We start from the raw sequence: 15,364 nt of genomic DNA, 5'->3' as shown, positions 1-15,364 counted from the left end.
ATAACCTTAAATTCTTGTTCATAAACTTTTGCCATAATTCAAATATACTATTTTATGGGCTCAATAAATTCGTCTCAGCAAAGGTAGACACTCCACAGTCCTACTTCAGAAAATACAAGGAACCGAATTATTCGACTTATTGGAAAATTCTATAGAAGATGCTTCTCAAAAAATAGCCAAGCTGCTTGACGGTACACTTTCTTCAGAGACGGATTCTGGTTCTTCTATTTTGCATAAAAAGGATTTGAAAGATTTTGATATTGGGGAGTTTATTTAGGCTCCCCAATATTTTTCAGAATCTTAAATAGTAATTTAGTAATATTTAATTACAAAGTAATTCATAAAGATTTCAGTCAACCTTCGTTTTCAACTCTAAGTATTTTATAATCTCCGTAACCCTTTCATTATTAAGTACATTATTTCATCTATGTTTTTGCTACAAAACAATATTTTATTTTCCTCAATGCTAAGTTTATTTAATTCCGATAACTTATTAAGATTGAATTTTAAAAACTCTTCTTTGGACCTACTATCGTAGTCACTTTTCCACCTTCTTTAATGATTTCAAAAGCATCAAAGGTGTACTCATTCCTTAAAGTGTCAAAAACAATATCCAAATTGTTTGCAACCTCTTTATAATCTTCAGGTTTATAATCGATTACTCGGGTAGCACCCAAAGCTTTGACCCAGTCTACATTTTCGCTGCTGGTAGTCGTATATACGATAGCTCCTTTAGCTTTAGCATATTGAATTGCAAAGCTACCTACACCACCAGCCTCAGCATGAATAAGAATTCTATCATTCTCTTTAATGCCAACGCTCTCCAAGGCTTGTATTGGTGTAAGTGCTGCTGCTTCTTCGAAAGAACTATTTTTGGTTTTTTTAGTAACTAGGTCACTATTTACACTTACAAATTCTGCAATAGTACCCATTTTTTCTTGTGGCACTCTGGAAAAGGCTTCATCTCCTATTTAGAAATTGTTTACATCTGCACCTTTCTCAACCACCACACTACATACGTCAAAACCTATTGCGCTTGGTAAGTTTAAAGAAATCATCTCTTTCAGTTTACTTTCTACCATTTTGTAATCGATAGTATTTAACGAAGTTGCTTTAACTTCAACTAAAATATCATTTTGTTTTAAAGAAGGTTTTTCGATCTCATTGATGGATAAGCTGTCTTTAATTTTACTTTATTTCACGATTTGTAGTGCTTTCATGTAAATTATTATTTATTATCTAGCTTTTAGTTTTCTAAAAAACTATCGATTAGCTAGCTTAACATCTTTATTTAGATAAGTGTTCAGAAGCTCTTCCCAAACATCAACCGTGTTATTTTCTAATCTTTATCTTTACAATTAGATCTAACAGTATGTTTTTTTATTTTGCGGAATCTCATCTATGATTGCCAGGTGCCAAATGACCAAAGGATTCAAGCTATGAGAACTAGTTGAAATAAAAGACTGAATAATAGTGTCTTATCGGAATGTAAAGTGCCAAAAGTATTTTTTTCATCAAGATATTAACCAATATTTTCAGAAAAAAATAAAATAAAAATTAACGCCATTAGGAGACAAAATATGTTTTGGGTTATTGTCGTTTTTATGTTTTTTTTTCATGATTTATTGCTATCGGATGCGTTTGTATCGTACACAATATGAATTTAAGGAGATTTTTATATAATTCTAAATTCGAGAAAAGAACATAAATAGTTAAAGACGTTTTAACAGATTATTTCTCAAAAACTACTGCATCAGTTTTCGCTCCTAATTGGGCGAGTGCTTCTGAGATGGCTGTTACAAATTGTGGTGGACCACAAACATAGAAGTGCTGTTTAAAGTTATCTATTTTTTCTTTTAGAAAAGTATAGTCAATCCTACCATTTTCATAACCCTCTTTTTTTTCATCAGTGAGCGTGTTGATGAAATTCTTACCGAGCATTTCATTAAATTCTTTTTTCAGAATTATATCACTTTCGGTCTTGTTTGTAAAAATGAGTTTATTGTTAGCAATTTTTTCATCCGCTTGTAACTGCCGCAAAATTGCAATGAATGGTGTGACACCTGCACCACCAGCAATGAATACCCCTTCGCCTTTATATTCAATTGCGCCCCAAACATCACGGATGATAAGTTCGTCACCGTTCTTTAATTTTCCCAATTCTTTTGTAACTCCGTTATGACTATCATAAATTTTAATTGTAAATTCTAGATGTTTATTATCATTTAAACTAGTAAATGTAAAAGGTCGTTTTTCATTTTTAAGTGCAGGAGTATTTATGGACACCTCGGTTGCCTGTCCCGGTTTGAATTTGAAACCTTCTGGCTTTTGTATTGTGAATCGCTTTACATCATGCGTTACTGGCTCTACTGAAATTATTTTTACAATATGATTATCCATGGTGTTTATTTTTTAAGGATTAGAACTATACTCAAGAATTAGGCAGTCCTTTCAAACGAATATCAATTCTTTTTTTCTTAACGGTTAATCGCTTCATTACATCCATTAAGGTTGCTTCTTTTGTCTTCTTATAGATCTTGTTGATTGCTAATACAAGCCGTTTTGCTTCTCTTGAAGCTGTCACTCTATCACTATTAGACATATGACTCATTTTAGCTTTTTCAAAAACGGCTGCTTCTTGTAAAATTTCCATAATTGTTATTTTATTTTTCGTAATAGTCATTGAGTGAATGCTCATATGAATCGTTAATCGGTTGCGAAGAATCATACTTGGGACTGTTTTTCACCTGCTCCTTTGAGTGATTGATGGTAACTTTTTGCTCCTGCCATTTTACCTCTTTAATCCAATGTGGAGAAATGATCACTTTTTTTCCCGAAAACCAGTTGCCGGTTTCCACAACAAGAAAATTGATTTTCCAGGTTACATTATCAATTATAAAATCTTCGACTTCGCCTATGTCACCGTCCGTTGCATGAATAGCATACCCTGTAACTTCACGTGTACTTCGCAGATGCGGTTTGTCATTAGTATGTTCTTCTGCTTTCCTTTTTGTCAATTTCTTTTCTGTCTCTCTTACTTCAACTAACGGATATCCCCACATGCCTAACCCCATGTGTCCGTACATTCCGTTTCCGTAGTAGCCGGGCCAAGCGTAGTATCCACGGATCAGCTCTTCCTGTTGTTCTGAAACAGGTTTGTCTGTGTCAATATCAGGACTGTTTTTTATTTTTTCCTGCGTAAGATATACAGATAATGTTTTTGATTCGCTATCCAGTTTTTGAAATGCTTCGGGCGAAATCAAAACTTTTTTTTCGGAAAGCCATCCTCCCGTTTTTACCACCATATACCGTATGGTTGAGGTTTGGTCATCAAAATAGAAATCATCTACTTTTCCAATTTCACCATCAGTTCCTTTAATGATGTAGCCTAATAAACTGTTTATACTTCGTTTCATATTATTATTTTATATTACTTTAATTATTTGGTTCATTACTACGATTAAGCAGGCTTCATCCGAACATTAATTCAAATCATCAATAAAAACCCAAGCCTTTAACCTGTTTATTAGGGATTAGTAGTGGTAGCATCTTGAGCCATACTTACCTCACTAGACCTTTTTTCCAATTCTTTATCTAATAGGTATAGTGCATCACCGTTTGCTTTTTCACCGCCCACAATTTTAATTTTATCCAGTAAAAGGCTGGCAAGATTTTCTTCTTCAATTTGTTCTTTCACGAACCACTGTAAGAAATTCCATGTAGCCCAATCTTCTTCATCGAGTGCCATTTTTACCACTTTATAAATGGATTTTGTATTATCCACTTCATGGTCAAATACTTTTTCAAAGCAATTATTTACACTGACAGGATCGGTTGCAGGTGCAGGAATAGCAGTAACTGTGGCTTTTGCACCTCTGTTTAATATGTATTCGAGTATTTTCATCATATGGTTTCGTTCCTCTGCTGCATGACGGAAAAGAAAATTTGCGATGCCGCTGAATCCATTGTTATCAGCCCATGCAGCGTATGATAAGTATATTTGGGAAGCATGTGCTTCTTTAGTCATTTGCTCATTCAATGCGGTTGTGAGATTATTTGAAAGTCTATTCGTTTTCATAATATTTTTTTTTAATAATTTTGCTTTTCTAAGTACTAATAAGGAGAAACGTGATATTTTTCAATTTTTCTCATCGATTTATAGTTTCTTTTCATTTCCTTATGCATACTTTTTGGATCTTAATTAATATCTGTTATTTTACAGGGTATCTTATTCTGTAATTTTGTGCAATTAAAAGATTTTTCGTGTAATTACATCAAAATAAATCGATAGTAAATATAATAAATCCTATGAAGCAAAGGGCTATTATACCGGCAATGATATAGACAGTAACTTTTGTCAATTTATTTTTTTGAAAAATATAGTTTCGCGTTTTATTGTTTTCCTCTTTTACAAATTTAAAATCTTCTTTTCCTTGTTTCATTTGTTCCTGTTTTTAATTTTATAATTTAACTTTCTAGTTTAAACTTGTAAGCCTGTTTTTTTTAAAATTCAAATAATTTATTACTTTATTTTTCGAAAAGAGGTCGCTTGATTCTACGTAAAAAATATATTTTACCGAATTGTCATAATGAACAATTAAGGAAAGCTCTATGAGTTTGTGTTTTTCGCGTCTTATAGGTTAACCCCTTTTTTTAGTTGTGACGCTCGTTTTGTATTTATTTTTTAGCTTAAACTTCTGGTGAATATTTTATTCTAAGGGCATTAAATTCATAAGCGACACAATACTGTATCAAGACACGTCTTCATCTTTTCTATGTCTTTATCCACAGAGTTTTTAGCGATGTCTATATGGCATTTAGCGATTAAAGGGGGCTTTATGGCTCATAACAGTTAAAGGTTGCATCCTATTTAGGCGCGCTTCTAGTAAACTTCTTCTATCATTTTCACTATCTTGATAGCTACTTTCATCTCTGAATTTTACTTCTAATCTAGTTCTATGTTCACTGATCCTATCGAAAGCATCTTTTATTATAGCTTTCAAAGTTTCTCTGATCTCTTCAGTTCGTGACATATTATAATCTGTTTCTAGTAAAATTTTCATTTCTAGTATTTTTTAGTTGTTTGAATTAGCATTATTTGCTTGATTTTTAATAACGAAACAGACCGGCAACCCCTGTTTTCGTAGGCATTTTTTCATGTGGAATAATCATCACTTTGCCGCCCATTTTTGTTACCAGTTCGCCCAAGTCATCCAGCAAATCATCCACTTCAGGATTGGCCAAATCACCTTTTTCAATGCTGCCTGTCTCGTTTATTATCTTGCCCGGAATTTGGAGTTCTGATTCAATTAATAGTGTATCCACCTTACCGGCTGCCGCAGCCACAGCTACTTCACTTATATTATCACTTGCTGTATCTTTTGATTTTGCCTGATCGTACTCATTACAAATTTTGGCGATATTTTCATTATAGTAAGGCTCCATAACTTTCCAGGCATGTTTCACCAGCTCATCCGTTTCTACAGACTTTGGATTCACATCAATACCGCTTGGAAGCAATGAAAGATTGTTGCTTACCTTATGAAAAAGATTGTGGTGCTCTGGTAATGCAGCCAGTATAAGTGGCAATCCGGATGGACCGGAATAGTTATCATTAATCGTTTTTGCGACAAAGCGAAAAAACTTTTCGGTATCGATATCCGCTTCATCTGATTTCCCACCTTGCCCGTGATGCATGTTGCTGGTTTGGTTACCTACACCACCATAAGATGCAACAGTGGTATGCTTATCGGTTAAATCATAACCCAATGCTTCATTTATATTTTTTGGAGTGTCTGAGGGAAGCTCCAGTTCTGTAAGTGAATGCCTATTTCCTTCATAAATTTGATAATCATGTAAGCTTAAACCTAATACATTGTAACGCTCCACTGACTGCAAATATCTGCGAAGTGGTTTTGTATGAAAGCTGTTAGCCACAACGGTTAATTCTTTTACTGGTACGGGTAAATTTATAGTTCTGAACGTATCAACTGTACCAAGTACAGCCAGTCCGTCTAAGGTATGTCTCCAAAACTCTTTATTACTTTCAAGCGCTACAAATGGCTCCAGCAGTATTTCAACTTCTGACTCTGAATGTTTTTGGAGTAGGGAATTTTTTAGGTTTTTCAACAGATTTTTAAATAGTATCGGATCCCGGAGATTGTTAGGATGGGCACGGTGCGTGGGCATATATAGTGATATGCAGCTTCCTTCATTCACACTTAATAATTCTGGCATCATGTCTTTAGTAAGTAAATTCATATAGTTTTGATTTATTAGTTGTTAAATAATTATTTACATTGTTTTATTGATTTGTCAAATACATTGTTTTATTTTCATGAGGTTAATTCATTTTATTTCTTTGAAGATAGAGAGAAAAATATACAAAGTATCTAAATTATAGTTGCTATATATTTAACATGTATTGAGTATTTAATATCAGGTTTTTCTAATTTATTACTTTTTTTAAAATGGATCATTTAGTCCACTTACACGAATTAGTTTTTTATTTACAAACTCTTGAATTCCTAACTCTGATAGTTCCCGACCGAAGCCTGAATGCTTTGTTCCGCCAAATGGAAGATCTGCTTGTGTCCAAGTGGGATGATTGATGAAGACCATTCCTGTATCAATTTGATCGGCAATTCTTCTTCCTCGTTGAATGTCCTGTGTAAATACAGAACCTCCAAGGCCAAAATTGGAATCATTGGCTAAATCAATGGCAGCTTGGTCGTCTTTCACCACATAGAATGAGGCTACAGGTCCAAATAATTCTTCATGATAAGCAGCAATGCTAGGTTTCAAATCGGTAAGTATGGTGGGTTCCATAAAGGCACCTTCACGATCTGCACGTTTACCACCCAATAAGACTTTTGCACCTTCATCAACAGAACGTTTTACTTGATCGGCTAAATGAACTGCGGCTGCTTCACTACTTAAAGGGCCTAGGTCGGTAGCGGGATCCATTGGATCACCCACTTTCATTTTTGATAACTTATCCTTAAACTTTTGAATAAATTCGTCGGCTATTGCTTCCACTGCAATGAACCGTTTGGAGGCTACACAACATTGACCGTTGTTATTCATCCTGCCTACAACTGCCCACTCAACTGTTTTTTCCATGTCGGCATCTTCCAGTATAATGAACACATCATTACCGCCTAGCTCTAATACAACCTTTTTCAAATGTTTTCCGGCTTCCATGGCAATACTTGCACCAGCTTCTTCACTGCCTGTTAAGGAAACACCTTTTATTCTTATATCAGAAACCAATGCCGATGCATGTTTGCCTGTAATAAATAAATTGGTATATAATCCTTCAGGTGCTTCTGCTTCTTCGAATAGTTTTTCGATAGCAGCAGCACATTGTGGTACTATGGATGCATGCTTAAGTAATATGGTATTGCCCACCATAATGTTAGGAGCTGCAAAGCGTGCTACTTGATAGTAAGGAAAATTCCATGGCATCACACCTAACAATACACCGATGGGGCTATTTCGAATTATAGCTTCTCCATATTCTGGATCAAGTACTTTATCGGCAAGAAAACCTTCTGCGTTATCGGCATAGTAATCTATTATATCAGCACTCAAGTCGATTTCTCCTTCTGCTTCGGAAAGGAGCTTACCCATTTCTAAGGTGATAGTTTTGGCAAGTTCAGATTTCTTGATTCGCATGAGTTTAGCTACTTTATGTAGTAAATCAGCCCGTTGCTGGTAGCTCGTTTCTTTCCAGTTTGTATAAGCTAGATGGGCTTTCGCCACTTTAGCATCAACTGCTTTCTCTGTCATTTCTTCGAATGACTTCACTATCTTGTTTGTGTTTGGATTAACTGTTTGTATGGACATATTGACTCGTATTTAATTACATAGTCTGCGGAAATATTCCGCAACCGTTTTGAACTCATTTCCAAAAGAATACATCAATTTCATTGATCTAAATGGATACACTACAATTTTCACGTAGGACTTTAATGCGATTTTAGTGAAGGTAGTGAATATTACCAGTTGAGACTAATTAATTATCAGATAGTTATATAGTTATCTTATCTACAAATTCGATTGGTAAAAATTATTGTGACGTAAGGTTACTTGTGATAACGGTTTATGCTTTTCTCATTTCTAGCGGTCTGTTGTGAGTTGATACTCTCTGCACTTGCTGCTAAAGTTTGATATCTGCTGGTTTAATTTACAACCCAGTTTCAACAAAAAAAAGAATTAAATGTATTCAAATTGTATTTCGTTAAAGGCCTTGCTATTCCTTGTCTAAAAAAAACAGGTTTACGACTAAATTTCTAATGTGTATACCTATATTATTATTATTATTATCAATTTTAATTACACCTTTTTTTTTTTAATTCAATGCGATAGTGTTAAGGGAAAAAACGATATTGATCCAGTACTTAAATTATTTTTTACTTTGATTCTGGTCATATTAAGTTTTTCGGTAAAACGGTATATTTATTTTATATAAAGTACCGACCTATAAAAGAAATAAAACAAAATTTTCTTTGAAACTATTACAAGATGAAGGCCTTCTGAAAATAAAATAGATAGTAATAAAACGGTAAATTATATAGCTAATAGAACTAAGTTAGGAATAGATTTGAGTAATTTTACAAAAAAGGGTTAGAACAATAAACCTTATCAAATCAATTTTATGCGAACTCAGAATTCAAATATAAAAATCAGGCAAGAACTAGTAAACAGTATCGTACATGGTTTTGGAATTATTTTTGGTATCGTAAGTATTCCTATCCTAATAGCATTTACCATTAAAAGTGATAACACTTCTGGTATTATTGGTGCGGCTATATATGGTTTTTGTTTTTTACAACTTTTTACTTTTTCAACACTCTACCACGGAATCCAGCATGCTCAGGCAAAACGCACACTTGAAATCCTTGACCATATCAGTATTTTTTTCTTGATAGCAGGTACTTACACTCCGTTTTTACTTATGTATATGTATAATTCTTTTGGGATTACTTTGCTATCGGTTTTGTGGGGGCTTACGACAGTGGGGATCATTTTTAAGATTTTTTTTACAGGGAAATGGAAGGTTTTTTCAACGTTAGTTTACATAGCAATGGGTTTTATTATGATTGTTGGCGGACGTACTTTCTTTGAAAGTATTCCCTTCAATATCCTCACTATGATTTTAATTGGATGTGCGCTTTACGTCATGGGTGTTGTCTTTTACTTATGGAAGAAATATACTTACAACCATGCTGTCTGGCATTTTTTTGTGCTCGCAGCTGCGGTTTGTCATTACGTTGCCATTTTATTAGCAGTCGAGTCGAATTGATTCAAAAAATGAGTAGGGTTTATAAAAAAAACAAAAGGCGCAACTTTAAGGACGGCAGTAAAGAGGCTGACTATAAAGAAGAGAAGAGTTGATATTTGATTAGAAGGAGGTACGAATTCCCGGTTATGACAAACCAATTAGTAGAAAGCCTGCGTTTAAAAAATATTAATAAGGTAATTATTTTTTATCTTTTGGTAATTCATTTTTTAAAATGGGAAACTAACTGAATTATAAAGGATAGTGCCTAATAGATGCCATTGACAAGTTCCAAATTTAGTTCGTGAGTAAATGCTGCAAGTAATAATATAAGGTACGTTGGGAGTATTTCCTGAAATTTAATAAAACCACTACTGATCTTCTATAATCGAGGAATGGTAGCGTTCAGTTGCTTTCTTTAGATTTTCTGAAAGGGAAATTAACCAGCTCATGTGATTGGTAATTAAATAGGCTTCCTGTAGACTATGAAGTGTATCTGTATCTAATGCGGTGTTACCTTGTCTGATGTTTTCATCTCGAATATTAGATAATTGCTGGTATTTTCCCAACAACTTTTCTTGTGCATCTTCAACAGTTTCTTTGTCGACTTTTTTCTTTATGTGAATGTCGTCTAAAGAATCGAAAGACATCTGTAGGGTATTGGAAATCTTTTTGATCAGTACATTAAATTCTATAGATGCAGGAGTAGTTTTATGATTGCTGATAAAATTTCCAATGGACGCAATGGCTGAGGTCATTGTCTGGTTCAGCGTTACAATTTCATAAATCAATTGAAATTCTTTCTGTTTCGATTTTGGGTCTTGGGTTAATCGCTGGAAGGAAGCATTTAAATTACTGATGGCAAGAAATGCTTCTTTCCTTGCTACACTATAGGAGAGTTTGTGTTTAGAGGGATTTTGATATAACTCTTGTGTTGCTAATAGATATATCTTGTTCATTTTTAAAGCATTCAAAAGAACCTGTTTTAGATTATTGGCTTCCCAACTGGGTAAAACTAAATAATTAGCTACGACAGCGATAATGGCTCCAATGATGGTGTCGATGACACGATATTGAATCACTTCAAAGGCATTAGGATTTATGAATGAATACAAAAAGATAATACTAATGGTAACTAATGCGGCAGCAAATCTATAATTCTGCTGAATCAATGAAAACGCCAATATAAAGGAAACAAATGCCAGTACTGCATAGACGACTTGATTATGAGTAAGCAGCACAATACCTACGGCAACAGCAGCCCCAATGAGTGTGCCAATGATACGATCTTTAGAACGCTCTTTAGTCAAACCATAACTAGGGCGCATGATCACAAGGATAGTCAGCAAAATCCAGTAGGTATTTTGAATCTCAAAAACAATACCTAACACATAGGCAAATACAATAGCAATAGTAAGACGCAACGAATGTCTGAACATTGTAGAATCCAAACTGAAATTCTGAACAAGGACGTTCAGTCTGTATTCCTGCAGCGTTAAAAACTGACTCGAATCTTGTCTTTTTAAGGAAACTTTAGAAGCCTCTTTCACATTGGCCATTACACGTCTAATAATCCTGATTTCTTGAAGTAGTTGTTCTTGGTAATCGTATAGATTTTTTAATACCAAAGCACCTTCTCGGGCTTCAGGTAATTTAACGGTTTCAATGTAATTTGTAATCGATTCGTTAGCTTTTGATAAGGCATCTAATAGACTATCTTTATTTGGTATGTTATCATTTTGAATCAGTAATTCCGACAAACGTATGAGATGGTTTCCCATTATTTTACTCAGCGTTATCGAAGCTTTTAGAAATTCTTTACGCTTGCCAAAAATGGCATCTATCATTTTATAATCCAAATGTTTCGCTTCTATCAATTCGAATATATTGATAGAGGAAAGTAAAATCAATAATTGCTTTTCTTCATAATGAGAACGTCCAGAACGTTTACGTGCGGTAAGCATTGATTCTCTAAGTGTTTCATGCTTTTCATTGATTTGATTTTGAAGGACAAAGGTTTGTTTAAGGTGTTCGTCACGCTTGGTTTTCTTTGTCAATAATTTAGCTCGTAATTTTAGGTACTCACCGGTAAGGAGAAGCGTATCTGACAATAACTGATTCTGATCTTTTACAGGGGTAAGTTTTTGGAAAATAAAGGAAACGAGCAGATACCAAAGACCACCAACTCCCATTAAAGCCACCTGAACAAAAATTTCATGTGCTGTTTCTTTTTGAATGGCAAATGATATAACCATTGCTAACAAGCCGGAAAAGGATACTAAAGATGCTCTAAAACTGTAAACCGAAATTAGCGACACGATAAACGTAATTGCAGTAAGCGCCAGCAACAGTAGGGGGAGGAAAGGTTTTGAAAATAGGATTATAGTTGTAATAACCATTGTCAACCCGATACTGATTAAAATGGCATTGACCTTACGTTTGAAGCTTCCTGGAATGTCGCCTGGCGCATTTAAAAAAGCACCCACAACTATAGCTGGAGCATATTTAAAATACCCTAAAAAATAGAGTACCGCAAATGGCACAGCAATCCCAATTCCAATCCGAATTGCTCGGTCCAAACGGGTACTTTTTAGAAACAATTCTAGTTGTTTGAGTTTTTCTTTCAAGCCTATTTAAAATTTGATTCTAAAATTAGGATAATTGAGCGGACGAATTGTCTTGTACCTTTATTTTAGTGGGTTTTTAATTGGTGAAATTAAAAAAAAAATTATTGTAAAATGGCAGTATAAAGATATTTATATAACTGTTGTTTTTCTCATTATTGCCACGCTCCGGCTCTCCTTGGTGTTCGTTTCCCGAGGAGTTCGCTCCCGAAGAAAGATGTTTCGCAAAGTGTTCGTGTATGGCTTGCATTCTTGTATTATAGACAGCAAAAAGCGATGTAGGTATAAGAAATTCGATAGGTTTTCGGGGATAATTCATAAATACTATGAATTTGGCAAGTAGTTGGCATTAGTTTTTCATATTCCATGATTGACTAATGGTGCTGTTTCTTTCCTTATCAATATTATTTATTTTTATAAAATTAACATCCGTCTTATTTGCTTTTTCAAACTCCTTTAAATGAATAGAATTGAATTTAGCTTTAACAGTTTCTAATTTAGAGGGACTTGTAAATAGCATTGCATAAGCTTCTTTTAAAGAGCGACTATTTATTACATCTAAGACGATGTCCTTCCATTCATGAAAATTTAAAGTAATGGGGTTGTATGAATTAATTGGTGTAGTAATGCCATAAACTGTTTGCTCTTCCTCTGCTTGAAAAGTTCCAAATATTCTGTCCCAAATAATAAGTGTTGACCCAAAGTTCTTATCCAGGTATTTATCATTTGTTGAATGATGCACTCTGTGATGAGACGGTGTAACAAAAATATATTCAATTGGAGCTGGTAATTTTCTAATATATTCGGTATGAACCCAGAATTGATAGAGTACTTCGATTTGATGACATATAAAAAAAAGAACAGGATCAAATCCTATTAAAACTACAGGAACAAAGAAGATAAATTTAATGTGTTGTGTCCAACTCAACCTAAAAGCCACAGACAAATTATATTTTTCTGAATTATGATGAGTAACATGAGTTGCCCACCAAAAACGATTAACATGTGTTAATCTATGGGACCAGTATCTAGAAAAATCTAATGTAAGAATGCAAAGTATATAGGCCCACCATACAGTTGGAATGCTCCACGGAACGAGATTATAGAAAAATAATATAATTCCGAAAACCCCAATTTTTAATAATGCTGAGATACCAATATTTACAAGCCCTATAAATGTGGCCGATAGAGTGTCTAAGCTATTGTAGTATTCTTTCTTTTGAACAATTGTAAGAATCCATTCTAAAGCAACAAGCAAAATCAGTGGAATTGCTGCGATTTGGATAATATTCAGTCCAGCTAGTTGCTCTAACAGCATTTCCATCGTCAAAGGATTATCTTTCATATAGTGAAATTATTAGGGAGCTATTTGTTGTGGGAGCGCGTCCAATTTTTTTTAACGTTTCAAGCTGAGAAACTAGTTTAAACTAGCTGTTAGACTATTCTGTTTAATGAATAGCATAATTTTTCGCTTTTTGTTTTATATAGTTTGAATCAAAGCGCAAATTTTAATCTTATCTGATCGAAGACTTTACAATTTGCAAGTTAGTTTTTTAAACTTTGGTTCGATCCTTAATTTTTCATAAAATTATAGGGAAGGGATCTGCAATATTAATTAAAACTAAAAATTTATGCTATTGTATTGAGTCTTCTACAGCTGTATTTTTTGCATCAAAGTTGTTTTTCTATTTTAATAGTGGCTCTTCCATCAAGCCCTTCTTTCAATAAATCTATATTTTCGATACAAATTGTATGGGGGCTTATGCAACAAAAAGGCAGGGCTCCCGTATTGTTAAAAAAAAACAGAACAAAAAAATCCTTCACTACCTTTACTAACTTTTCAATGTGTAATTGATCTGATAACGATTGCAATTAAAAATAACAGTGCAAGTATTCCTCTAAACAAATAATGTGTTTAGGACTTCCTATAAAAAAACATAAACCTATTTTTATGTTCCAATTGAAAAGTTAAATACCACTTTTGAACCATCAGGTGCAATAGCAAATATCTTAATAGTACCACTTTGAGCAGACAGCAAGGCCATACCAATATCTTGGGGACTGCTAATGGGACTGCCGTTGATAAAAGCGATTATAGTACCCTGGGGAATGCCGACTTGGTCAAAAAAACCATCATTGCGCACTTTGGTTACCAAAACACCCTCATTTAAATTAAAGCGCTGTTTGATTTCAGCAGTTATCGGAGCGAAAGTGGCACCAAGCTTGCTGTATATTTCCTGAAGCTCACCACTATTTTTAGGTTGCCGTTTTTCAGTTTTTGCCACTTTTTCACTGTGCAGTGTAGCCGAGACTGTAGCGGTAGCACCTTTGCGCAGATACGTTAATTTGATAACGTCGCCAGGCTTTTGTCTTGCTATTCTTTCAGAAAACTCCGTTGACGAGTTAAGTATAGTGCCATCTATACTTTGAATAATGTCACCCTTTTTAAGGCCAGCCACAGCAGCGGCACTTTCATTTTGCACACCAATTATGTAAACACCTTTTACCAAAGCAGGATTTAAGCCTTTTTGTATCAAATGCTGGTCTTCTGTAGCTGGTGAAGGAAAAGAAACACCTAACACACCTCGCTTAACCACTCCAAAGTTTTTTAAATCATCCAAAATCTTTTTTGCGAGGTTAACTGGTATTGCAAAAGCATAACCGGCATAGCTACCGGTTTGCGATGCTATGGCTGAATTAATACCAATCAGTTCTCCATTGGTATTCACCAGAGCACCTCCGCTATTGCCGGGGTTAATAGCAGCATCAGTTTGAATAAATGATTCAACAGCGTTATTCCCTTGCGGCACTGCATTATTTTGCCTACTATTGCTGCCCGACCGGTTTATGATTCCAATACTTCTGGCTTTGGCGCTTACGATGCCGGCAGTAACGGTAGTATTAAGTGAAAGGGGAAACCCTACAGCTAAAACCCATTCACCTATTTGCACATCATCAGAGTTTCCAAAAGTAACGATTGGAAGGTTGCTAGCCTCTATTTTTAAAAGTGCTAGATCCGTATTGGGGTCACGGCCAATCAACTTTGCAGAGAAAGTTCGTTTGTCATGAAGTATAACGACAATAGCAGATGCTTTATCAACCACATGATTATTTGTAGCTATAAATCCGTCAGCACTTATAATTACCCCTGATCCTGATGCGCCATATTCTGAAGAAGAATTGAAATTTATTTTTATATGGGCTACTGCTGGCATCACTATCTTTGAGGCCGTTACAAAGTTTATATTGCCACTTGACGTGTTTATAGTAGCGTCATTTTTTGTTACTTTTATTGTACTATCTTCTGTATTGCCACTTTTAATTCTCTTTTGCTTACCAGTACAACCAATGGTCATACTTTGCAGTATTATAAATAAAATTGGAAGGAGGATGGTATATAATTTATTCATATTTGGAAGTATTATTTTTAATTAAAAAGGCGACTACCTATGAGAAA

At 34.4% G+C, this 15,364-nt stretch carries 13 protein-coding genes and 1 pseudogene; 2 read left to right on the top strand and 12 right to left on the bottom strand.

The window, feature by feature from the left end:
- Positions 1 to 139 precede the first annotated feature (139 nt).
- Positions 140 to 277 carry a hypothetical protein gene (locus H602_RS19640; protein WP_425402322.1) on the top strand — a complete coding sequence of 46 codons (138 nt, stop codon included), beginning with the start codon at positions 140 to 142 and terminating at the stop codon, positions 275 to 277.
- A 244-nt stretch (positions 278 to 521) separates the two neighbouring features.
- Here H602_RS19640 and H602_RS20530 read toward each other — a convergent pair.
- The 9 genes and pseudogenes from H602_RS20530 to H602_RS0109025 form a co-directional block, all read right to left on the bottom strand.
- A pseudogene (locus H602_RS20530) lies at positions 522 to 1,187 on the bottom strand (NADP-dependent oxidoreductase); the annotation flags it as partial.
- Between the two features lie 544 nt (positions 1,188 to 1,731).
- Positions 1,732 to 2,400 (bottom strand): FAD-binding oxidoreductase, encoded by a 669-nt coding sequence (locus H602_RS0109065; RefSeq protein WP_026977718.1) that lies wholly within the window; start codon positions 2,398 to 2,400, stop codon positions 1,732 to 1,734.
- A gap of 31 nt (positions 2,401 to 2,431) precedes the next feature.
- Positions 2,432 to 2,653: a hypothetical protein gene (locus tag H602_RS0109060; RefSeq protein WP_026977717.1), complete on the bottom strand. Its 222-nt coding sequence runs from the start codon at positions 2,651 to 2,653 to the stop codon at positions 2,432 to 2,434.
- Positions 2,654 to 2,663: 10 nt separating this feature from the next.
- Positions 2,664 to 3,416, bottom strand: coding sequence for a PRC-barrel domain-containing protein (locus H602_RS0109055; RefSeq protein ID WP_026977716.1), 753 nt, complete (start codon positions 3,414 to 3,416; stop codon positions 2,664 to 2,666).
- A 110-nt stretch (positions 3,417 to 3,526) separates the two neighbouring features.
- Positions 3,527 to 4,078 carry a ferritin gene (locus H602_RS0109050; RefSeq protein WP_026977715.1) on the bottom strand — a complete coding sequence of 184 codons (552 nt, stop codon included), beginning with the start codon at positions 4,076 to 4,078 and terminating at the stop codon, positions 3,527 to 3,529.
- 196 nt (positions 4,079 to 4,274) lie between these two features.
- Complete coding sequence (locus H602_RS19910) at positions 4,275 to 4,442, bottom strand: hypothetical protein (RefSeq protein WP_157505004.1); 168 nt, start codon at positions 4,440 to 4,442, stop codon at positions 4,275 to 4,277.
- 375 nt (positions 4,443 to 4,817) lie between these two features.
- The gene (locus H602_RS0109040) at positions 4,818 to 5,063 is read right to left on the bottom strand and encodes an HPF/RaiA family ribosome-associated protein (RefSeq protein ID WP_157505002.1); all 246 of its coding nucleotides are present in this window, start codon (positions 5,061 to 5,063) and stop codon (positions 4,818 to 4,820) included.
- A 46-nt stretch (positions 5,064 to 5,109) separates the two neighbouring features.
- The gene (locus tag H602_RS0109035; RefSeq protein WP_026977713.1) at positions 5,110 to 6,261 is read right to left on the bottom strand and encodes a baeRF3 domain-containing protein; all 1,152 of its coding nucleotides are present in this window, start codon (positions 6,259 to 6,261) and stop codon (positions 5,110 to 5,112) included.
- Positions 6,262 to 6,465: 204 nt separating this feature from the next.
- On the bottom strand, positions 6,466 to 7,848 hold the full coding sequence (locus tag H602_RS0109025) for an NAD-dependent succinate-semialdehyde dehydrogenase (protein ID WP_026977712.1): 1,383 nt from the start codon (positions 7,846 to 7,848) through the stop codon (positions 6,466 to 6,468).
- Positions 7,849 to 8,659: 811 nt separating this feature from the next.
- Here H602_RS0109025 and trhA point away from each other — a divergent pair.
- Positions 8,660 to 9,307 carry a PAQR family membrane homeostasis protein TrhA gene (trhA, locus tag H602_RS0109020; RefSeq protein WP_026977711.1) on the top strand — a complete coding sequence of 216 codons (648 nt, stop codon included), beginning with the start codon at positions 8,660 to 8,662 and terminating at the stop codon, positions 9,305 to 9,307.
- 347 nt (positions 9,308 to 9,654) lie between these two features.
- On the opposite strand, the gene H602_RS0109015 is transcribed toward trhA, so the two are convergent.
- The 3 genes from H602_RS0109015 to H602_RS0108995 all read right to left on the bottom strand — a co-directional run bounded on the left by H602_RS0109015 (position 9,655) and on the right by H602_RS0108995 (position 15,317).
- Complete coding sequence (locus H602_RS0109015; RefSeq protein ID WP_026977710.1) at positions 9,655 to 11,910, bottom strand: FUSC family protein; 2,256 nt, start codon at positions 11,908 to 11,910, stop codon at positions 9,655 to 9,657.
- A 346-nt stretch (positions 11,911 to 12,256) separates the two neighbouring features.
- Complete coding sequence (locus H602_RS18545; RefSeq protein WP_051224338.1) at positions 12,257 to 13,252, bottom strand: sterol desaturase family protein; 996 nt, start codon at positions 13,250 to 13,252, stop codon at positions 12,257 to 12,259.
- A gap of 604 nt (positions 13,253 to 13,856) precedes the next feature.
- On the bottom strand, positions 13,857 to 15,317 hold the full coding sequence (locus H602_RS0108995) for a trypsin-like peptidase domain-containing protein (RefSeq protein ID WP_026977708.1): 1,461 nt from the start codon (positions 15,315 to 15,317) through the stop codon (positions 13,857 to 13,859).
- Between the last annotated feature and the right edge of the window lie 47 nt (positions 15,318 to 15,364).

It is taken from the genome of Flavobacterium tegetincola DSM 22377, from assembly GCF_000425485.1.
Taxonomy (GTDB): Bacteria; Bacteroidota; Bacteroidia; order Flavobacteriales; family Flavobacteriaceae; genus Flavobacterium; species Flavobacterium tegetincola.
The sequence above is the reverse complement of the archived record's forward strand: the minus strand, read 5'-3'. Positions and strand labels throughout refer to the sequence as shown.